Source organism: Oceanisphaera sp. W20_SRM_FM3 (genome assembly GCF_052119705.1).
Classification (GTDB): domain Bacteria; phylum Pseudomonadota; class Gammaproteobacteria; order Enterobacterales; family Aeromonadaceae; genus Oceanimonas.
In genome coordinates this window covers 1-19,627 of record NZ_JBGQOP010000006.1, presented here as the reverse complement: position 1 = coordinate 19,627, position 19,627 = coordinate 1, and the positions used below count along the sequence as shown (strand labels likewise).

The following is a 19,627-nucleotide window of genomic DNA, read 5'->3' as shown; positions in this document are numbered from 1 at the left end:
CGTAAAACTGCACTATTACTGCACCCTTGCTTCATTCTGCTGAGTGCCACTTACCCGTTTAGTGCCAGACGCCTCCTTGCTGATGTGTTTATCGCTCTCTATAAGAGTGGGGAAAGGAGGATTAAGTTACAAAAAATTAACACCTAGATGTAAAAAGAGATCAGACAGCCAGCTTGCTTTTTATACAATTTACGCTGCACCAACATGACTCTTATAAACTGTGCAATCGACCTTAGCTCAACGCCTCACTTAAAAAATCCAGTAGCAATCTTACCTTAGGCGACAGATGACGGTTATGGGGATAAAGCGCCCAAATGCCATCATCTGGCTCTTGAAATTCCGCTAATATCGCCACCAACGTGCCCGCAGCCAAGGCGGGTTGCACGTAGTAGTCCGGCAACTGTACTAGTCCTATACCCTTTAAGGCCGCATCCAGCAGCGCCCAACCGCTATTGCAGCGCATATTGCCTTTTACCCGCACATTACGCGCTTGACCCAGCTCTTGAAAACGCCAGTAATCTAAATTACCCAACAGGCAATTGTGGCCGTCCAGCTCGGCTAATAGCTGCGGCGCGCCATGGGCCGCTAAGTAGTCGGGCGAGGCGCACACATATTGAGTACGCGAGCCGAGTCGTTTGGCCATCATGCTGGAGTCATCAAGCTTACCCAAGCGCACCGCCAAGTCATAACCCTCGGCCACCAAGTCAAGTTTTTGATTGGTAAGCTGCATTTGCACTTCTAGCTTGGGGTAGCGCAGGAGAAAGTCATTCACCAGCGGCGCTATGGTTTTTTCCCCAAAGGTCACGGGCGCCGTTAACTTAAGTCGCCCTTGGGGGGCTTGTTGCAACTCCGTCAGGGTGCGCTCAGCTTCTTCCAGCCCATCAAGGGCTAAGCGGCAATGCTGATAATATTGTTGGCCCGCTTCGGTGACGGATACCTTACGGGTGGTGCGATAAAACAGCTTGATGGCCAAGCGCGCTTCTAGCGCACTCACTTGACGACTCACCTGTGCGGTAGAAATATTTAACCGTTTGGCCGCTTGCGTAAAACTTTCGAGCTCAGCTACGGCCACAAATTCAGTCACGCCTTCCCAGATAAACACATGCCTTCCTTATCTTCCATAAGCGTTAAGCTCATTGTTATAGGGGGTAACTTGGCGATCAAACCAACACATCACGCCTGAGCATAACAGACAGCACATAAGCTTGTTGCCCCTTGAAAACGCGCCACAAGCTTGATTTTTAGCTTATTACATTGGCTTTCGCTGCAGAATGTTTAAGATTACCTGATTACGTATGAACTTCAGCCATGATGCGCGTTGTTTTGGTTTGTCTTTTGTAGCAGCCAATTTATTCGGCTGGCCAGCTTTGCTGGCTGTTACTGAGGTTTAGATTTAGACCAAAACACCAAACCGGGCCGAATAAATTGGCCCCTACAAGGTCAAAACACCAAACTGAGCCTCATATTCTTTACCGAAGAGGCGGCACCTCCCTGTAACCTATTGAATTTATTGATACTGAACTCACTGATATATGGCTGAGCTTTGTGGGTAATCAGGTAAGATTATGTGCCAATGTATGACAGTAAGCTGGCCTTTAAATACGCTTTAGGCCGTCAAAAAACGGTTAATGGAGATGACGCCAGTTATGGAGTTAACGATATTTTGGCTGGCCACGGCCGTAACCAGCTTAGTGACTTTATTGCCTTTGTGGCAAAACCCAGCTTGGTGGGTACGAGGCTTAGACTTTCCAAGACTGCAGTTTATTAGCGCTATTAGCTTGCTCAGCTTGCTTGCTCTGTGGCGCCTAGACTTTAAGCAAGTTGCCAGTTGGTCACTGCTGTTGTTAAACCTCAGCTACTTGATCTATCACCTGTGGTGGATTTTGCCTTATACCCGCCTTTATCCTAAAGAAGTGAAAACTAACACTCACCCGCACGCTCACCTTACCTTAACGCTACTTAATGCCAACGTATTGGCCACCAATCGCCATGCAGACAGCCTACTGAGTTTGGTAAAAAAACATCAGCCGGACATCTTAGTTACGCTAGAGTCTAACCTTTGGTGGCAAGAACAGCTCTCATCGCTAGCCGCTGATTATCCGTACCAAATTCAATGCCCACTGGAAAACTTATATGGCATGCACGTTTACTCTCGACTGGCGCTAACAGATCAAACAATCCGTTACTTAGTAGAAGAAGATGTGCCTTCTATGCATTGCTTGATCACACTAAAAAGCGGTGATCAGGTACGCGCCCATTTTTTACATCCAGCGCCGCCCAGCCCGGCTGAAAATGACGAGTCAGCCCCCCGTGATGCAGAGCTATTGGCCGTAGGAAAGCGCGTGGCTGAGTGTGAGCTGCCGGTGATAGTGGCCGGCGACTTAAACGATGTGGCATGGTCATCCACCACCCGCTTGTTTAGAAAAGTCAGTGGCTTGCTCGATCCGCGAATTGGGCGTGGCATGTTTAATACCTTTAATGCCCAACACACATTTATTCGTTGGCCACTGGATCACTTGTTTCACAGCCATCACTTTAGGCTGGTCAGCATCAAGCGACTCTCCCTTAAAGGATCGGATCACTTCGCACTGTTCACCTCGCTCAGTTTGCACTTGCATCAGGATAATGGTCGAGCCCATTTGCATGCAAACGCCACCGATAAGCACTTGGCCGAGCAGAAGATGGCACAAGAAAACGTCAGTAAAAAAGACGTGCCTGTGCCGAAATAATACTCAAACTCACCTATGTTGCGCTAGCAGCTAACTGCGCCAGCGCCTGATAAATGCGCAAGCTCGCATAAGCGTCGTTGGCCGCATACCGTAATTGGCCTGAGCTTAATAGAGGATTTGCCCAATTAGACAGCGCTATGCGTTTGGACTTGGCCAAATATTGGCCCAGCAAGATGGCCACGGCTCCTTGCAGCCCAACCGGATGCTGATAGCCCAGCTGCTTCACGCGATTCGATAACTCATGGAGCCCCGCCAGCTCGATGCCGAGTTTACGCTGCAAAGGGCCACGGTCGGATTTTAAGCCAAAACCGACCTTTAGTATCTGCTCTGAGCTTAATAATTCGACCAATAATTGATTGCTCGCAGCATCGTTTAGCTGAAACAAATACCCCCGTTCACTGGAGGCTAATTGCACCAAGTGCGGCCCTATACTCAGCTCGCCCACCTGAAAGGTGGGCTTACTCTCGGTATCAAAGCCCAGCACTTGGCATTGGCTTAAGTGCTCACGCGCCACGGCGACGTCTTCCGGGCCTGCCAGCACATGAATTTGCGCCAATGTAAGGCCACTAAAAGCGGGAAGCTGCTGCATTTCACTGCGTGTCGGTCTGATCTTATAGGTACGGGCGTCTGTCATTCGAATACTCAGGATGGGTGCGCTAGAGATGGGGCGCTAGAAATGTGTGGGCTATAGGTGGGTGAGCAATAAATAGCAGCGCTATAAAAGCAGATACATACTTTAGCTGTCTCAGAATTAACAAACCACATTATTATTAGTCATGGCATCAGTTATCACGCCATTACCGCACCCATGACTAAAACGGACTAGGGCTGTGGCCATGCATCGGCTCGCCAGTGTGGGGATGCGTAAAATACAGGTCGCTGGCGTGTAACAGTAAGCGCTCGGCACACTGTTCGCTGCGGGCATTTTGATATAAGTCGCAGCCCAAAATGGGATGACCAACGCTTAGGCTGTGAATGCGCAATTGATGGGTACGCCCAGTGCGGGGCGTAAACTGCACCAAGGTGCGTTTAGGCGCGCTTAACCGCGCTAATACCTGATATTCACTGCATGATGCCTTGCCCGTAGAGCAAATTTTTACCCGCGGAAACAAAGCGGCATCTTTAGCGATCGGCGCGTTAATTTCTCCACTATCCGCCGCTACCCAACCTTCCAGCATGGCCAGATAGCGCTTTTGAATTCTGCCCGTTTGAAACTGCTTATTAAGATGTGTTGCGGAATTGGCGTTCAACGCCACCACCATAACGCCGGAGGTGCCTAAGTCTAGGCGATGCGGCAACTTAGCTTGGGCAAATGCTGGGCTGACGCCGACTTGCCCCTGTACTAGGCGCCCATGCACTAAGCGAAAGTGTACCGAATCCCAGTTCTGCGGGTTTTTACCCGATAAACTCAGCAATCCACTGGGCTTATTGATCAGCAGTATATGGTCATCTTGGTAGAGTATTTGTATCACTTCGTCACACTTTTGCGCGACAAAGTCATCAATTAGCGGCAGGCTTGGGGAGGTAAAACTAGACATGCAATGTTCTCTGTTCTGGGCGCTGCATCTGCGCTTATTACTGATAGCAATGAGTGCAATAGCAGAAACTCAACGGAGTGCAGCAAACAGTATTCATTTGATACACCCGTTAAGCTTTAAGCTGGCAAAATCATTTCCAGCTCATTTGTGCAATTAAAACCTTACTTTTAACAGTATGGTTAGCCGCAGCACTTCTTAAACTTTTTACCGCTGCCACAAGAACAAACGTCATTGCGCGCTGGCAATTTTTCTACCTTTACCGCGGCTTGCTTGCTCAGTTGCACGGTCAGCGCGCCAATCGACTCAACCGCACCCTCACGGGTGTCTAACTCTATCTCGGCATACAGTTCGGCTGCAGCCACTTGCGCGGCCACTTCCAGCTTGCGCGCTTCGCTGGTCACCACCAGCATTAACGGATATTTCTTGCTGCCGTTTCGCGGCTTAGCCTGAGTTTCGTAGCCATATTTAATATGACTTTGGCGTGCATCTTGGCGGCCTTTAAAGAAAAATTTATCTGACATTAATCGTATCCAACAAGCTAAAAGTGATCTGCAACCACACAAGGATTGCAGCAAAGGCGGCAGTTTAACACTTCACGGCGTTTTACACGCATTATTACGATGCTGAAGCTATGCGTTGTGCAAACTTCACCCAGCCACTCTGGTTATTGGCCGCCAAGAGTTATCGGTAAGATGCGCTTTGTGCCTCGGCAAGCTAGCTTAGGTATTTCAACACGCACCTTTAAAGTCATGACTCAGTTATTTAACGAGGTAACGAGATCGTACAAGTCTGTGCGTCTGTCTTTCAAGTTGGTCACCGAGCCCTCATTGCGCACTAGCGTCAGCTTTTCCAGATCCAAGTCCGAGAACATCATCATCTCGGAATTGGCCGTGGTTTCCGCCATCACCGCATCGTGGGGGAATGAAAAGTCTGACGGTGAAAATACCGAAGACTGGGCATATTGCACGTCTAAGTTTTGCACCTTAGGTAAGTTACCCACACTGCCGGTGATCACCACGTAACACTCGTTTTCAATGGCACGCGCTTGGGCACAATGGCGCACTCGCAGATAACTGTTTTTGGTGTCCGTCCAAAACGGCACGCAAATAATGTCTACCTCTTTGCTGGCGGCGATGCGCCCCAACTCAGGAAATTCAATGTCGTAGCAGATCAGAATGGCCACGCGGCCTGCGTCCGTTTCAAACACCTCAAACTGCTTACCGCCTTCAATCACCCAATCGCGGCGCTCATGAGGTGTAATGTGGATCTTGCGCTGCTCGTCGACCCGTCCATCGCGGTGGCACAAATACGAGACATTATACACACGGTCGTTTTCCAACAACGGCATAGAGCCGGTAATAATATTGATGTTATAGCTCACCGCCATTTCCGACATGCGGTCGCGAAACTGTTGGGTATATTGCGCCAAATAACGAATGGCGCGGGTTTGATCTAGCTGATCGGTTAAGCCCATCAAAGGCGCATTAAAAAACTCCGGAAACAGCGCAAAGTCACTCTTATAATCCGACAGCGCATCCACAAAATATTCCACTTGCTCTAATACTTCTTCCACCGAGCCAAACTCGCGCATTTGCCACTGCACGGCACCCATGCGCACTTGGGTTTTCTTTTCATTCAATATTGAGGACGGCGGCGTATAGAGAATATTGCGCCACTCCAACAAAGTCGCGTAACCAAGGGACTTTTTATCCTCAGGCAGATACTTACGCATCAGGCGCGTCACCTGAAAATCATTAGCCAGCTGAAAACTTAAAATAGGGTCGTAAATATCTTTACGCCCTACTCGCTCTATATATTGCGCCGGCGTATACAGCTCCGCATGCAGAGAATAACCCGGGATCCGGCCACCGGCTAAAATCGCCCGTAAATTCAGTGATCGGCACAGCTCTTTGCGCGCCTCGTATAAGCGTCGGCCTAAGCGAAAACCCCGATATTCCGGCTGAATAAACACATCTAAGCCATACAAAGAGTCGCCCTTGTCGCTGTGCCTGATTTGTTCATTCTTCAATATTAAATCGTCATAGGTATGGGGGTTACTAAAACGCTCGTATTTAACCGATACGGTCAGCGCCACCGCCACCAGCTGGTCGCCGTCTTCGATACAAATTTGCCCATCGGGGAATTGTTCAATCAGCGCGGCAATGGTGTCTTTTGGCCAAGCGCCGCCGATGTCGTCATACACACGATCCATCAGCACTTGCAGCTGGTCGTAGTCGTCGGCGTGTAGATTGCGCAGATTAAGATGGAGGTCTTCAGGTTGAGTCATGCAGCTAGCTCCAGTCGGGCAGTAACATGAATGTTAAGCCAGCTTATCAGAAGATGAAAGCCAAGGGGCAGGCTCTTACTCAGCTGAAATAATGGATGGCCGCCGCCCGCAGCTCCATTTAGGGTAGTCGCACCTGCTGGACCATATTTCTGAAGTGAATATTATCAGCTTGTGTCCTCGTTCTTCACGCCAAAGGGAATATGCACAGACGGCGCCACCGAACTGGTGGAGTCTAAATGACGCGTTTGATCATCAAAGAAAATATGCGGTTTAAGAATGCCTAATATGAGGCTTTTATCTACGCCACCCAGAAAAAAGGCATCATTGGTCATCACACCCCAACCTTTTAAGGTATTGAGCGCACGCTCGTGAGAAGGCGCATTACGAGCTGTCACAATGGATACTCGCAGTTTGTTTTTATAATCAGGTTCGGTGCGTTTCTTTTGCTCTTCCAGCCGTTGAATCGCTGATATTTTCACTAAAAACTCTTTTAATGGCCCGGGATTATGGGGCTGTAATACGTTTTTAGTTTCATGGTCATGAAACTGGTTAACATCATTGGTATTGTGCATCACGGTTTCAGACTCATCGTCGGCCAACACGCCATCAAAGTCGAAGGCAATCCTTAAGTCATCCCCCTCTTCATCGACCATTCTTGATGCCATCACATGACCGGCCGGATAACCCATGCCAATCGCTTTTCTCACATCAACCGCATTGGCAGATAAAAATAATGAAATATTTAAAGCAGGAATGTACTCATAAGGAGACTTGCCTTGCATAAAGATTGCTCGAGAAATAGGCAACTTATAATGCTCAATAGTCTTCATCACCCGCAACCCCGTATCGGGGTCATTACTCGACAATAACACCACTTCCACCAGCGGGTCTTCTTGATCAAGACTCAAGTGATTGAGAGACAGTAAGCGCTTGATAAAAGAAAAGGAAACACCTTTGCCCAGTGGGTTATCGATATTTGCTGCTTGATAAGCCCGATATTTTTCTTCGCCTTGAATACAAAAAACCGTATCCGACTCAGTTAAATCAAACATAGCGCTTGAAGCAACACCTATGACTAATCTGTTATTTAAATCGTAGGCCATAACAATCACTCCATTTTTATAAATAATAAGTATAAATAAAATATATTTTTATTGCCCTAACGATTAATAAATCTCTTTGCGGCAACCATAATGGTTCACATTTTATTTATAAAATACAAAAATATGGCTAAACATAAAAACATGGAAGTGATTATTCGTTATTTGCAGCCACAAAGGCCGTAACAGCAAAAAACATTAGTATCTATTGGCAGCCCTTAGGCCATACTAAGACCGTCACGTAAAAAATTGGACGGTTCAGGCAGAGTCCAATGCGTAATCCTGCCATTCACTGGCTTATTTGGCTTTAGGTTTAAAGGAACAGATCATGAGCAAAGGACAAGACAGTAAAAAAGACGTCAAGAAAAAACCGCTATTAACAGCCAAAGAGAAGAAAGCCCAAAAAGACGCTAAAAAGAACAAATAGCATTAAAAATCAATAAACTAAACGAGCGCCTTGGCAAAGCTAGGCGCTCGTAAAAAAATTTATAAAGTAATTTTGGTACCCAGTAGCGTTAGAAAACCCGCCAACCATGCTGGGTGCGCCGGCCAAGCAGGCGCCGTCACCAAGTTACCTTCAAGGTGCACACCGGTTACCTCAAGCTCCACATAACGCCCACCTGACATTTCTACGTCAGGGCCACAAGCAGGGTAAGCTGCACATTCACGCCCGTTCAACACGCCTGCCGCCGCTAGTAACTGTGGGCCATGACACACAGCCGCAATAGGCTTTTTCGCATCATCAAACGCTTGTACCAACTCCAACACAGTCACATTCAAACGCAAGTACTCGGGCGAGCGCCCACCGGGCACCACTAAGGCGTCATAATCCTCAGCCTTCACATCGGCAAAGTCGAAGTTCAGCACAAAATTGTGGCCCGGCTTTTCGCTATAGGTTTGATCACCTTCAAAATCGTGGATCGCCGTGCGTACAAAGTCACCCGCTTTCTTACCCGGGCAAACTGCGTGTACCGTATGGCCAACCATCTGCAACGCTTGAAAAGGCACCATCACTTCATAATCTTCAACGTAGTCGCCTACCAACATCAAAATATTTTTAGCCGCCATCAGATGTTCCTTATGTAATACATAAAAATTGAAATTAGGAAAATGAAGTACAACACTCAATCGCCTATAGAGCAAGCCCTGCTCGGCCAAATATAACATCACAAAAATAAAAATGAATATTTAACACAGCGCCATAGCCTAGTTATATGAAATTTTAATGAAAAAACCAGCTACCGATTAACCATTACGAATAAAAAATTACCGACATTACACTTTTAATTAGATATAAAAAAAGAGTCTAGGTATTCTAGACTCTTTAATAAGACAACTTAAAAATAGCTTAGCTATAAAAAGCTTCAACCGTACCCTTGACGGTAATCAGCAAGGGTTGGCCACGGCGATCTAGCGCTTTAGGTGAAGAAATTTTTACCCAGCCTTCACTGATGCAATACTCATCCACGTCGAAACGCTCTTTACCATTGAGGCGAATACCAATGTTGTGCTCAAAAATTTCTGCCACATGATGTGGGCTACGAGGGTTAGTCGACAGGCGATCCGGTAACTCTGGTAGCGATTTAGTATCGTTCATGATTGACCTAGCATATAGAGATAGAAAGTGCGCCATTGTAGACAAAATGAGCCTAACCCTCAACAGCTGCAATGGCTACTTAGGGCAAGCAATCTCAATGGTTGGCGTATAAATAAGCAACCTCTTGTACCGCTTGAAAGCTTGGCGTTTAAAGCAGGGCTTGAACCTTGTCATCTTATCCTCAAGCCCTTTACAGGGTCATTAACAATGGCAAATCCGCCAAGGCAATCCCTAGAGCAAGTGGTTTGTGGCCAACCACAGGTTCAATACCTCTAAGCATTAGCTATTTCTATCTCGTTAGCGCCGTATTGAGATACCCCTTACCACAAAAAGAATCGAGTGTTAGAATGCAAGTATTCAACATTAATAGGAACGATAATGAAATTTGTTATTTTGGCAGCAATAATTTTGATTGTGGCATTTTATGTTATTAGAAATTCAAACCATAAAAAGGCAGCACTTGAAAATATAACCATTGGCAAAGAATTTTTAGTAACCAACAAAAACAATGAAGGCGTAATAGAAACCGCTTCTGGCTTGCAATATCAAATATTAAATAAAGGTGAAGGCAATATTCACCCCACTGCCAGCTCTACCGTAAAAGTGCATTATCACGGCACATTATTAGACGGCACCGTATTTGATAGCTCAGTAGATCGCAATGAGCCTATTAGTTTCCCGTTAAATAGAGTTATAAGAGGCTGGACGGAAGGTGTGCAGCTAATGGTGGTGGGCGATAAATTTAAATTCTTTATCCCATCAAAACTCGCTTACGGCAACAGCCCTGCGGGGGCCATAGAGCCCGGCTCTTTACTTGTTTTTGAAGTAGAGCTGCTAGCTATTCAATAAACTGGTTTCAATATTCTATTCGGCTATATTTTAACCAAAGAGAAGCAAAAGCGATTAAACATAAAAATGCCCTGTTACCGTGCAACTAACGCACGTTAAAAGGGCATAAGTAATCACACATAACTTATGTGGTTGTATGCTACTGCCCAACTTGGCAAAGAAAAAACGAACACTTAAACCTATTTTTGCCACGCTTGTTTGTTGCGAGAGGCACAGAACCCACGGACGAAGAGCGACAAACCAACAGCATATCTCTTGTAAGGTCTTACCAAGTCAATGTTCGTTTTGGTCTTAATCTTAATTTTTCCGTGAGTTCAGTGCTTATCGTAGCAAAGAGACGTGGCGAAGAAGTCTTGAGTCTTTAAAAGCAAAATTTCGACAAAATCCACATTAGTTTCGAGGTATTACTTATATTAAGTAGCATTCACCGCAGAAAATCTATCAAGGAGTCGCTTTACCTACTCACTGCGATTTAGGCCTGCATCACGGCCACAATTGCAGCGATAAATCTTATAGCGAATAGAAAATTTAATAAAAATCTTGGTGATAAATATTATCCAGCCTCAGTAAAGCTAAAATAACCTCATAGGCCCCGCTAGCGTAAATACCATGAAGCGGGCTCTGCACTACGCACCTGTTCAATCTTACCGTGCTGCAACACATATTCAGCCGCAATGGAATGGCAGAGAAAAAAGGGCATACTTTCAGTAAATCCGTAGGCACCTGCAAAACCAAAGATTAATGAGTCATCAACGTCTACATCACAGGCGAGCGCCACTGTGCCCAATTTATCTAAACTGGTACAAAGTGGGCCATGAAGATCAAAATAACTAAGCTTTGCTAATGACGCTCTGAGCATAGCCACAGGAAAAGGCTGTTCGGTAATAGCTGGGCGCATTAAATGATTAATTCCGCCAGCGAGTACTAATTGTTGGTGCTGAAAATTCTCTTTACGATCCACCACAGAGGTCACGTAATAGCCCATTTCAGCGACGGCAAAACGCCCTAACTCTAACCAAAGCTCCCTCACCCCTGCTTGTGCTTTTATTATTGCTAAATCGGCGACAATGCTTGGCCAGCTTAATCCCTGCCCTGTTTGTAAATAATCCACCCCGAGCCCGCCGCCTAAATCTAATACCTCTAAGCTCATTGCTAGCTGTGTAGCCAGCGCCAGCAAGGGCGTAACCATTTGCGACCAGAGCTCAAACAGGCGCTCATTGCTGAGCATGTTTCCCCATTGGAAAATATGTAAACCATTGATATTTAGCGCAGGAAAGTCGCTGACTTTGACCGTTTGCCACGCTTGGCAAGATAAACCAAAAGGCGTCACTTCGTTGCCACCTAAAGGATTTTTTTCGCCCTCAGACCATTGCAACTGCACGCGTAGCAACACTTGCGGCCGGCAAGATAATTCATTCGCGGCTTGGTTAAGCCAGTACAACTGATTCACACTCTCCACCACAAAGGTGCGAACACCTTGGCTTAAAAAGGCTTTCATTTGCCGCTGTGACTTGGCAGGACCCGTATTAAGAATGCGCGCAGCGGGCACATCTTGTGCTAGCACTTGGCTGAGTTCGCCCTGACTCGCAACATCAAAATTAAACCCTTGCTGCGCTAATGTGCTTATTACCCGCGACAAGGGATTGGCTTTTACCGCAAACCACAGCTTAACCACATCTTGGCGCATCAGCATAGACGCGTGTTGCTGAAGAAAGTCTAAATCATAAAGAAAAAAGCCGGCTTCATCTGGATTAGTTTCAGCACTCTTTTTCAGCGCTTTATGGTGCGCTACCAGTGGTTCAAGTACCGCTTTTCTAAGCCAGCTTGGCCTAATTGTTGAATGTAACATGGCAGTCATTTTTTGCTCCTAGCGCAGTACAGCTTCCAACTCTAAAGCGGCATTACTGCTGTCATCGCGGTATTTCACAATTAACGCACACGCCATGTTAAGCCCTTGCAACTCAGCCCAAGCACCCGCAACAGGTCGGGTTCCGGGTACCACTACCGCATTTTCGGGAATATCGGCACCCTTCCCCAATACCAGCTGATTAACACAGTCATAAACCGGTACCGACGCAGACAACGACACCCCAGGTGCTATCACAGCGCCTTTTTTCACCACAACGCCTTCCACAATAATCACCCCAGCACCTAAGAAGGCATTATCTTCAATAATAACCGGCCTCGCGCCAATGGGCTCCAGCACACCACCAATTTGCACCGCGGCAGACACATGCACATGCTTGCCGATTTGTGCACAGGAACCAATCAGTGCATGGCTATCGATCAGGGTACCGCTATCAACAAAAGCGCCAATATTGATATAGGCTGGCGGCATAATAATCACGCCCGGCGCCACATAAGCACCCGCACGCACCGATGAACCGCCAGGCACCATTCTCACCTGATCGGCAAGGGTAAACTCACGCGCAGCTAAGGTATGTTTATCCACAAAGCCATGATATGCCCCCGTAAACTCAGTATTTTTTCCGGCTGCAAATGCCGCTAAAATGGCGCGCTTTACCGCCGTATTCACTTGCCAAATACCGCTGCTATTTTGTGCTGCGGCGCGCACTTTACCGGTTTCTAGATCTGCTAATGTTTGTTGCCACGTCATGAATTTACTTCTCGCAAGTTAGTGGAATCTAAAGAGTAGGTTGCTGCAGCATTAACAGTACAAACTCACATCATGACTTAACCCTAATCAGTCAGTTCTTCATCTATGTAACAACACAATACACCGAGAAAGCTAGCCAAGGCCGATAAGACAATCACCTAGCAAGAATGGCTGATGGGTTGTTACGTATCCCGCATTCATACATTAAGGTTATAATCATCGATTAGCGAATATCGACCCCACTTTTGAATTTTACATCTCGGGCCTATCACTGTGAGCACACTTTATTCAAGTAAACATTATCCAGCTAAGCCTGATCGCAAAGGCCTGCACCCGAGAAATCTACACCAGCAAGGCTATGATTTTCCCGCACTCAAAAAAAGTTACCCGCCACTGGCCCCTTATGTAAAAGCAAACGCTTACGGTAACCTTTCCATCGCCTTTGCCGACCCACTGGCAGTCACCGCTTTAAACGCCGCGCTATTAAAGTACCACTACCACATTAGCGATTGGAGTATTCCAGCAGGTGCGCTTTGTCCGCCAATCCCCGGCCGCGCCGACTACATCCATTATGTAGCAGAGTTACTTGGGGTGAGCGAGCCGACGATAGATCTGGTGAGTAGCCAACCTAGAATCACCTTACTCGATATAGGCACGGGGGCAAATGGCATATACCCGCTATTAGCCTGCCAACTCTACGGTTGGCATTGTGTGGGCAGTGATATTAATGCTCAGTCGCTTGAGAACGTGGCTTCGATTATCGCTCACAACCCCCAGCTAAAAGGCAGCTTCGCACTGCGCACCCAGCACGATAAAAATCATATTTTTAACGGTATCATTCAAGCGGGCGAACTCTTTGATATCAGCGTATGCAACCCACCCTTTCATGCTTCAGAAGATGAAGCACGCAAAGGCAGCCAGCTTAAAGTCAACAACCTTGCGCGTCATCGCGGTGAGCAAACATCCACAGCGCCCACGCTAAATTTTGGTGGTCAAGATGCAGAGCTATGGTGCAAGGGTGGCGAACGCATGTTCCTTAAAAAACTAATCAAAGAAAGCCAAACATTTGCTACTCAATGCCGCTGGTTTACCAGCTTGGTATCGAAAGTTGACAATGTAAAGCCTGCAAAAAAATTGATTAGTAAGCTTGGCGCCGTCGACATACGAGAAATAGAAATGAAACAGGGAAATAAAATTACCAGAATATTGGCTTGGACATTTATCTAAATATTTTTATCCAAAGAAATAGCCAGCGTTAAAGCCAAGTCGCGCATATTACTGGGCCCGAGGCTTTAGCGCCTTGTTAGAAGATCTGTCGACTTAAGTAATAACTCATAACTTCTTTGGAGTTTTATGGTTAGTTTGCTCTTTAAAAACGAAAGACTTTTTTGCCACTGAATCCACTGAAAAATAGTGATCAGATCTGAAAGTAGCTCTTATCCATCAAAGGCTTTTGGGCTCTTGTCGCACGTGAACTGCGTCCGTGAGTTCCGTGTTCTTCCGTGGCAAAAAAATATTTTTTTCATTTCCACATCTGTTATACCGATCTACTTACTCTAAAATTAAGGTTTGAATTTCGTGAAATAAAATATCAATAATTATATTGATTAAGAAAATCGATGGCTTTATGTTCGGCATCCCAGCCAAAGAGAAACATAGCAAAATGTCCCCACAATGGATGTAGGTATAACTCAGCGGGTACGCCAGCCTTACGCAAAGCGTGGTAGTAATTTATAGACTGTTCTTTTTCGACTAATTGGTCGAGCTTGCCATGATATAAAAATACCGGAGGATCGTCCGATGAAACATGAGTAATAGGTGACGCTTCTTTATATAGCTGAGGGTTTTCATCGCGTTTAACGCCCAAAAAAGGAACCACAATAGGACTATTACTATATTGACTCAAGTCTGCAGGAATACCGCCAGCAACAACCGCTCGAATTTTTGGCAGAGGCGGCGAAAAATCAAGTGTTTGGGCTTCTCCTGGCTTGACGCTAGCTAATTGGGTAACTAAATGTGAACCAGATGAATAACCCCAAGCATTCACTCTTTCCAAATCAAGCTGATACTTTTTGGCATTATTTTGTAGCCAAAGCAGTGCTAGTTGTAAATCCTGAACGGGTGCTGGATAAATAAATTCAGGGGTAAATCGATAACTCACATTAAAAACGGCATAGCCTTTCTTCGCTAGCTTTTTTGATGTCGAGTCCATATCGCTGCGATCACGCCCAGACCAGCCACCGCCATGCACCATCAATACCACAGGCCAATTATTTTTTTCTGGTGATAAAATTTTAGGTAAATAAAAGTCTGCCGCCAATGACTGCGGCCAGTCAGTAATTGAATAATTAATATCTTTGATAACAGTAAAATCTACCGAATTGCCATTATTAACGTTATAAGCATGTCTGAAACCTTGCGAATAACTATCATTTTGTTGATAGCTTGTGCACGATGTAACTGCCATTACCGCCCCAAAACAACACAATATTGAGATTACCTTTGCATACATAGCGTGACCTAAGAGTTAGATAAATTTTAAAGAGTTCATCCTGATTCGACCGGTTACTTAGCTTTAATCAAAACAACAGGCTATTAGTACGTGTCTTCGTAAAAAAAGAGGTAAACATTACAGAGTTCGGTTAAGTTTATTTTCATACGCTTTTTACTTTATAACTTTGTTTGATAAACCAATAACAACCTCCTAGAGCGAGAATAATCACACCCAAACCTATTATCGCTAAGGGGTCGTATTTTTCTAGATCAAGTAAAATCACCTTACGAGAAACAGCTATAACTGCCACCAATAAGACCACTTCTGCATGTATGACATTTTCTTTAAAATACATTTCCACTGTCTCTACAAGCTCAAATCCAATTAGGATAATGAAAAAGAAGCCAAATATTTTAAACAACTCATCTATTTCAAGAAAAAGAACATCATCAGTAGCATCAAATATATCTAAATAAAGAATTATGCCAAGCTCTACAATCGCAATTGAAACAATTATGGTCATCAATACAAGTACGATAAACGACATCCATTTTTTTACTTTATGAACAAAAGAAACGGCTGTATCTATGCTTTTACTCATTGAGAATAAACTCCTATTTTAGTATGGCGCTTCAAGAAGAGGCGCGCTGTAAGCACGTCCTTCTTGCTTGAATTTTTAGGTAACTCTTAGCGCCTGTCAGTTTATTTCCAGCCATGAGTCCAGTTATTTTCATCTTTCAGATCACGCCAATCTATCGAAATTGAGCGTTTTGACATGACAGCCTCGATGCAACATGAAACAACAACACCCTCTTCATCAAATTCAACTTCAGAGACTAAAAAGTGTTTTTCCTTTTTCGCTGGGCTCACTGCTGTCCATTTACTATTGAGTAATTTCTTTGGATTAATTTTATTCATTCGAGATCCCTATTAGGCACCTAACGCTTAAATTAAACCGCTCTACCGGAGTGCAGCTCAGAGAGAGCCCGCGGCCACAACCCATTGGCTCATTAGAATCGGCGCTTAATTGCTCATGTTAGGGGTCGCAACCGGCACCAAAATTTCGTTACGCCGAAGAAACCAAGGCATGAATGGAGGGTTGTATCTTGCCCAGATTGGCTGTCCGTTCGGTGCTAGGGCATTTTTTTTAATCCATTCATTCAACTTAGCCAAGTTGCGGCGGTAGGCCTTTTCATTCCAGAACCCCGAGTAACGTACAGCGGCAATGTAGCGTGCTGGAACCTGCCGTATAGATACCGCCGAGTCTTTGGGCTCTGGAATTGTCTCCAGCGTGAAGGAGGCTGGCATCATAAAGCTAACAATCCATTTACCCTCTTGTTTTTGTTGACCCACAGGTGATGTCATCTCAATCTTCTGGCTCAAAGGAACCTGCCCAACTGGCGAAGTCATGGCCACCTTCTGTTGCTGCTGGTTGTCTCCTGAGATGTACTTGAACAAGCGACCAAACGCCTCATTTCCCGCATCTTCAAAATCGCCATCTACTGTAGTCTCTGCGAGGAGGTGTGATTCGTATTTTCGAAGCTCGAATTGGTCGGCTTCAACACTACGGTGTATTTCGCTTCCTCCACCGCCATAGCATTTCCCATGAACACCAATGTGATAAGTGTGCCCCAAAAAGCCCGCGCTAATTTCAACATGCTCGTAATTTCCTGTTCTGGTTCGTCCCACCGACAATGGCTCTAAAAGGATAGCCCTTGCCTGAAGGTCTGGCACATCGCATTGGTCTTGATGCCTAACGCCCCGCTCACCGGAGAAGTAATATTGGCGACGTTGCAAATTAACAAGCCAAATTAACAGAGCTTCAATAGCACACGATAAACCACCCATGTTAAGAAAGCTTCTATAGAAGCCATTGGCATGAAAGTTATGCGCCATTACTTAACGCCGCCAACAAAAGGGAGCGTTAGCGAGTCCAGCCAGCTTGCTGGCGATTGTGATTGGCCTTGTTAGTTGCCTGGTGCTAACATTTGTGCACACGCAACAAGTTGGATGCTCTTATGGATACTAGAATTCAGTTTCGAGTCGATGAAGAAACCAAGCGCCTAGCCCAACAAATGGCTGAAAGCCAAGGCCGTACCCTCAGTGAGGCTTGCAGGGACCTGACAGAACAATTGGCAGATCAACAACGTAAAGTCTTATCTCATGATGCTTGGCTAAGTGAGCAGGTAAACTTCGCTTTTGACAAATTAGATGCCGGCAGGTCTACTTTTATTGAGCATGACCAAGCTAAATCCATAATGGCAGAGCGCAAAGCTAAGATCCGCAGCCGGAGTGTTAATCAGTGATCTTATGGGAAGAAGGATCTCTGAACGACCGAGAAAAAATTTTTGAATTTCTTTATGACTTTAATCCTGCGGCTGCAGATAAAGCAGATAAGGTCATTGAAGATAAAGTAGAAAACCTACTTCGGCACCCATTAATGGGCGTGCAACGAGATCATATAAAAGGTCGATTACTCATAATCCCTGAGATATCAATGATCGTTTCCTATTCAGTTGATGGCTCTGTCATTCGTATCATGAGAGTATTACATCAGAAACAAAAATTTCCGACGTAGTAAATAGAACGGTATAACTGATGTGGAACAGAACTTTTTTTGCAACGAAAAAGAGCACTCTTTGTTTACCAGAGTCACGGCAGATAAGGTTCTAGTTTTTAAAGGCAAATTGACTGAAAATTCCACAGAAGTTATGAGCTATTACTGAGGCCTACTAACGTTTTCCAATAATCATAAAGACCATCGATATTTGAAGAACACATTAAGCTCATAGCTCCCTTAACTTGTTCATCACTCCATTCCCACCACTTCATTTCTAACAACTGAGATATCTCAGCCTCTGTGAACCTGTAACGTATATGTTTGGCTGGGTTTGAGCCGACTATTGAATACGGAGCTACATCCTTGGTAACGACTGCGCGGCTTGCGATAATTGCACCATCTCCGACAGATACACCACTCATAATCATGGCTTCAGTGCCAATCCATACATCATTACCAATAACTGTGTCACCCGAACGCTCAAAACCATTTTTAGCATCCGAAAAAATTTCATTGTCTTGATAGAAAAATGGAAATGTACTGACCCAGTTATTTTGATGTCCTTGATTCCCAGCCATCATAAACACAGCACCAGAACCAATTGAGCAGTAACTTCCAATAATTAACTTATCAATATCAGTTCTATCCGGCAGCAAGTAACGAGCACAATCATCGAAACTATGATTATGATAATAACCAGAATAGTAACTGTGCTCACCCACAATGATATTTGGGTTCGTGACTTGTTCTTTCAACGATTTACCCACAAAAGGGCTTTCAAAATAGTTGTTCAACTTGATTCCTCTTGGAAGCTTATAACGCCAAGCGCAACTTCGTAGCGAACTGGCAGGCTTTTTGGAACAAAAAACGTGACAGTTTGCGGAGTCAGATTGAAACGTCTTGTTATGCGAAACTTAGTGATAGCGCCCAACTTCACTCCCCACTAAATCAATGAGTTCCTTTCCAGAAAATGGTTCAAAGTGACCACCAAATATAGTTGATACCGGATATTGACAAAGACGTTTCAAACCGTCTTCGTAAAGTTGCACATCTTTAGGTGGAAAATCATTTAGATATGGGTCGACAAACAAAGTTTCGCCACCAAATAAGTAGCCAGTTTTCTCTTCCCAAAATACTAGACTTCCCGGAGTGCGTCCTGGAATGTGGAGAACTTCGATACTCCGATTACCCAAATCGAAGATGAAGCCGTCGCTGAGTAAGTCAGTGGGTATTGCACTGATAGGATGATATGCCCCCAATTTGAACTCTTTGTTTGGCAACCCGGAAAATACAGCAAATTGATTAAAGTTGCCTGCGCCCATGTCGTTTGTGGAATCAGAAATAACTGCGGCATCAAGAGGGTGACTGCATCGCCGGTCGAAATAGTGAAGACCTCCTGCATGATCATAATAATGGCAAGATGCGGCCGCTATTAATGGTGTATTCGTAATCGATTCAATTATTGGAATAGGAGATACGATCCCAGTCCCGGTATCGACAATCAAGCTGGCTTCAGAGCCCTTAATCACCCAAATATTACCTGACCAGTAAGGATCGATATATTTTTCAGAAATTCTGGTGACGTTGTCTGGATAGGACTTGGTGTCATACCACTCATTTACGATGGGGAGGTTGAAGTTAGACATTTCTACTCGTTATCTGTGGTTAGGAATTATTCGCATAACGCCAACACAGGCGAACGTACCGAGTTCAGCCAGCTTGCTGGCGTGTGTGATTGGCCTTGTTATGAGTTATGAGTTATGAGTTTTGAGTAAGAGCAATGGAATGGCCCGACTAAAGTAGACACCAGTTTAAGCAGCATTAAGTTGCTGCGCATATGCGTTGGGGGTTAATCC

General features: G+C 45.3%; 21 protein-coding genes. 5 read left to right on the top strand and 16 right to left on the bottom strand.

Going from position 1 to position 19,627, the window contains the following annotated elements; genetic code table 11:
* Positions 1-232 precede the first annotated feature (232 nt).
* Positions 233-1,102, bottom strand: a complete 870-nt coding sequence (locus ACEN2G_RS04920; protein ID WP_442020359.1) for a LysR substrate-binding domain-containing protein — start codon at positions 1,100-1,102, stop codon at positions 233-235.
* Positions 1,103-1,634: 532 nt separating this feature from the next.
* Here ACEN2G_RS04920 and ACEN2G_RS04915 point away from each other — a divergent pair.
* Complete coding sequence (locus ACEN2G_RS04915) at positions 1,635-2,729, top strand: endonuclease/exonuclease/phosphatase family protein (protein WP_442020358.1); 1,095 nt, start codon at positions 1,635-1,637, stop codon at positions 2,727-2,729.
* A gap of 13 nt (positions 2,730-2,742) precedes the next feature.
* Here ACEN2G_RS04915 and ACEN2G_RS04910 read toward each other — a convergent pair whose 3' ends face one another.
* From ACEN2G_RS04910 to ACEN2G_RS04880, 7 genes are all read right to left on the bottom strand, one after another.
* Positions 2,743-3,363, bottom strand: a complete 621-nt coding sequence (locus ACEN2G_RS04910) for a 3'-5' exonuclease (protein ID WP_442020357.1) — start codon at positions 3,361-3,363, stop codon at positions 2,743-2,745.
* 178 nt (positions 3,364-3,541) lie between these two features.
* The gene (locus tag ACEN2G_RS04905) at positions 3,542-4,267 is read right to left on the bottom strand and encodes an RluA family pseudouridine synthase (RefSeq protein ID WP_442020356.1); all 726 of its coding nucleotides are present in this window, start codon (positions 4,265-4,267) and stop codon (positions 3,542-3,544) included.
* A gap of 179 nt (positions 4,268-4,446) precedes the next feature.
* Positions 4,447-4,788, bottom strand: a complete 342-nt coding sequence (locus ACEN2G_RS04900; protein ID WP_442020355.1) for a PBPRA1643 family SWIM/SEC-C metal-binding motif protein — start codon at positions 4,786-4,788, stop codon at positions 4,447-4,449.
* Between the two features lie 233 nt (positions 4,789-5,021).
* Positions 5,022-6,554: a nitrilase-related carbon-nitrogen hydrolase gene (locus ACEN2G_RS04895; protein ID WP_442020354.1), complete on the bottom strand. Its 1,533-nt coding sequence runs from the start codon at positions 6,552-6,554 to the stop codon at positions 5,022-5,024.
* A 164-nt stretch (positions 6,555-6,718) separates the two neighbouring features.
* Positions 6,719-7,657, bottom strand: coding sequence for a 5'-nucleotidase (locus ACEN2G_RS04890; protein ID WP_442020353.1), 939 nt, complete (start codon positions 7,655-7,657; stop codon positions 6,719-6,721).
* 483 nt (positions 7,658-8,140) lie between these two features.
* On the bottom strand, positions 8,141-8,722 hold the full coding sequence (locus ACEN2G_RS04885) for a DJ-1/PfpI family protein (protein WP_442020352.1): 582 nt from the start codon (positions 8,720-8,722) through the stop codon (positions 8,141-8,143).
* A gap of 280 nt (positions 8,723-9,002) precedes the next feature.
* The gene (locus tag ACEN2G_RS04880) at positions 9,003-9,251 is read right to left on the bottom strand and encodes a DUF3297 family protein (RefSeq protein ID WP_442020351.1); all 249 of its coding nucleotides are present in this window, start codon (positions 9,249-9,251) and stop codon (positions 9,003-9,005) included.
* A 378-nt stretch (positions 9,252-9,629) separates the two neighbouring features.
* Here ACEN2G_RS04880 and ACEN2G_RS04875 point away from each other — a divergent pair, with 378 nt between their 5' ends.
* On the top strand, positions 9,630-10,100 hold the full coding sequence (locus ACEN2G_RS04875) for an FKBP-type peptidyl-prolyl cis-trans isomerase (protein ID WP_442020350.1): 471 nt from the start codon (positions 9,630-9,632) through the stop codon (positions 10,098-10,100).
* A 595-nt stretch (positions 10,101-10,695) separates the two neighbouring features.
* On the opposite strand, the gene ACEN2G_RS04870 is transcribed toward ACEN2G_RS04875, so the two are convergent.
* The gene (locus ACEN2G_RS04870; RefSeq protein WP_442020349.1) at positions 10,696-11,958 is read right to left on the bottom strand and encodes a PLP-dependent decarboxylase; all 1,263 of its coding nucleotides are present in this window, start codon (positions 11,956-11,958) and stop codon (positions 10,696-10,698) included.
* Between the two features lie 9 nt (positions 11,959-11,967).
* Positions 11,968-12,717 (bottom strand): 2,3,4,5-tetrahydropyridine-2,6-dicarboxylate N-succinyltransferase, encoded by a 750-nt coding sequence (locus tag ACEN2G_RS04865; protein WP_442020348.1) that lies wholly within the window; start codon positions 12,715-12,717, stop codon positions 11,968-11,970.
* Positions 12,718-12,990: 273 nt separating this feature from the next.
* Between ACEN2G_RS04865 and rlmF the strand changes: the two genes are divergently transcribed.
* Positions 12,991-13,944 (top strand): 23S rRNA (adenine(1618)-N(6))-methyltransferase RlmF, encoded by a 954-nt coding sequence (rlmF, locus tag ACEN2G_RS04860; RefSeq protein WP_442020347.1) that lies wholly within the window; start codon positions 12,991-12,993, stop codon positions 13,942-13,944.
* A gap of 364 nt (positions 13,945-14,308) precedes the next feature.
* Here the strand turns inward: rlmF and ACEN2G_RS04855 are convergent, their stop codons facing one another.
* The 4 genes from ACEN2G_RS04855 to ACEN2G_RS04840 form a co-directional block, all read right to left on the bottom strand.
* Complete coding sequence (locus ACEN2G_RS04855) at positions 14,309-15,184, bottom strand: alpha/beta hydrolase fold domain-containing protein (RefSeq protein ID WP_442020346.1); 876 nt, start codon at positions 15,182-15,184, stop codon at positions 14,309-14,311.
* Positions 15,185-15,371: 187 nt separating this feature from the next.
* Entirely contained in the window at positions 15,372-15,812 is a 441-nt protein-coding gene (locus ACEN2G_RS04850) for a phosphate-starvation-inducible PsiE family protein (RefSeq protein ID WP_442020345.1), read from the bottom strand.
* 101 nt (positions 15,813-15,913) lie between these two features.
* On the bottom strand, positions 15,914-16,129 hold the full coding sequence (locus tag ACEN2G_RS04845; protein WP_442020344.1) for a TIGR02450 family Trp-rich protein: 216 nt from the start codon (positions 16,127-16,129) through the stop codon (positions 15,914-15,916).
* A 105-nt stretch (positions 16,130-16,234) separates the two neighbouring features.
* The gene (locus ACEN2G_RS04840; RefSeq protein WP_442020343.1) at positions 16,235-17,107 is read right to left on the bottom strand and encodes an SOUL family heme-binding protein; all 873 of its coding nucleotides are present in this window, start codon (positions 17,105-17,107) and stop codon (positions 16,235-16,237) included.
* 122 nt (positions 17,108-17,229) lie between these two features.
* On the opposite strand from ACEN2G_RS04840, the gene ACEN2G_RS04835 reads away from it, so the two are divergent.
* Together ACEN2G_RS04835 and ACEN2G_RS04830 are read left to right on the top strand one after the other, a co-directional pair.
* Complete coding sequence (locus ACEN2G_RS04835; protein WP_442020342.1) at positions 17,230-17,517, top strand: damage-inducible protein J; 288 nt, start codon at positions 17,230-17,232, stop codon at positions 17,515-17,517.
* Positions 17,514-17,789, top strand: a complete 276-nt coding sequence (locus ACEN2G_RS04830; RefSeq protein WP_442020341.1) for a type II toxin-antitoxin system RelE/ParE family toxin — start codon at positions 17,514-17,516, stop codon at positions 17,787-17,789. The genes ACEN2G_RS04835 and ACEN2G_RS04830 overlap by 4 nt, the downstream gene beginning before the upstream one ends.
* Before the next feature lie 131 nt (positions 17,790-17,920).
* Here the strand turns inward: ACEN2G_RS04830 and catB are convergent, their stop codons facing one another.
* Together catB and ACEN2G_RS04820 are read right to left on the bottom strand one after the other, a co-directional pair.
* The gene (catB, locus tag ACEN2G_RS04825) at positions 17,921-18,565 is read right to left on the bottom strand and encodes a type B chloramphenicol O-acetyltransferase (protein ID WP_442020340.1); all 645 of its coding nucleotides are present in this window, start codon (positions 18,563-18,565) and stop codon (positions 17,921-17,923) included.
* Between the two features lie 120 nt (positions 18,566-18,685).
* The gene (locus tag ACEN2G_RS04820) at positions 18,686-19,417 is read right to left on the bottom strand and encodes an MBL fold metallo-hydrolase (RefSeq protein WP_442020339.1); all 732 of its coding nucleotides are present in this window, start codon (positions 19,415-19,417) and stop codon (positions 18,686-18,688) included.
* Between the last annotated feature and the right edge of the window lie 210 nt (positions 19,418-19,627).

Coding starts and splice junctions, on each gene's coding strand:
- ACEN2G_RS04915 (WP_442020358.1), top strand. CDS start 1,635: ATGACGCCAGTTATGGAGTTAACGATATTTTGGCTGGCCACGGCCGTA.
- ACEN2G_RS04910 (WP_442020357.1), bottom strand. CDS start 3,363: ATGACAGACGCCCGTACCTATAAGATCAGACCGACACGCAGTGAAATG.
- ACEN2G_RS04905 (WP_442020356.1), bottom strand. CDS start 4,267: ATGTCTAGTTTTACCTCCCCAAGCCTGCCGCTAATTGATGACTTTGTC.
- ACEN2G_RS04900 (WP_442020355.1), bottom strand. CDS start 4,788: ATGTCAGATAAATTTTTCTTTAAAGGCCGCCAAGATGCACGCCAAAGT.
- ACEN2G_RS04895 (WP_442020354.1), bottom strand. CDS start 6,554: ATGACTCAACCTGAAGACCTCCATCTTAATCTGCGCAATCTACACGCC.
- ACEN2G_RS04890 (WP_442020353.1), bottom strand. CDS start 7,657: ATGGCCTACGATTTAAATAACAGATTAGTCATAGGTGTTGCTTCAAGC.
- ACEN2G_RS04885 (WP_442020352.1), bottom strand. CDS start 8,722: ATGGCGGCTAAAAATATTTTGATGTTGGTAGGCGACTACGTTGAAGAT.
- ACEN2G_RS04880 (WP_442020351.1), bottom strand. CDS start 9,251: ATGAACGATACTAAATCGCTACCAGAGTTACCGGATCGCCTGTCGACT.
- ACEN2G_RS04875 (WP_442020350.1), top strand. CDS start 9,630: ATGAAATTTGTTATTTTGGCAGCAATAATTTTGATTGTGGCATTTTAT.
- ACEN2G_RS04870 (WP_442020349.1), bottom strand. CDS start 11,958: ATGACTGCCATGTTACATTCAACAATTAGGCCAAGCTGGCTTAGAAAA.
- ACEN2G_RS04865 (WP_442020348.1), bottom strand. CDS start 12,717: ATGACGTGGCAACAAACATTAGCAGATCTAGAAACCGGTAAAGTGCGC.
- ACEN2G_RS04855 (WP_442020346.1), bottom strand. CDS start 15,184: ATGGCAGTTACATCGTGCACAAGCTATCAACAAAATGATAGTTATTCG.
- ACEN2G_RS04850 (WP_442020345.1), bottom strand. CDS start 15,812: ATGAGTAAAAGCATAGATACAGCCGTTTCTTTTGTTCATAAAGTAAAA.
- ACEN2G_RS04845 (WP_442020344.1), bottom strand. CDS start 16,129: ATGAATAAAATTAATCCAAAGAAATTACTCAATAGTAAATGGACAGCA.
- ACEN2G_RS04840 (WP_442020343.1), bottom strand. CDS start 17,107: ATGGCGCATAACTTTCATGCCAATGGCTTCTATAGAAGCTTTCTTAAC.
- ACEN2G_RS04835 (WP_442020342.1), top strand. CDS start 17,230: ATGGATACTAGAATTCAGTTTCGAGTCGATGAAGAAACCAAGCGCCTA.
- ACEN2G_RS04820 (WP_442020339.1), bottom strand. CDS start 19,417: ATGTCTAACTTCAACCTCCCCATCGTAAATGAGTGGTATGACACCAAG.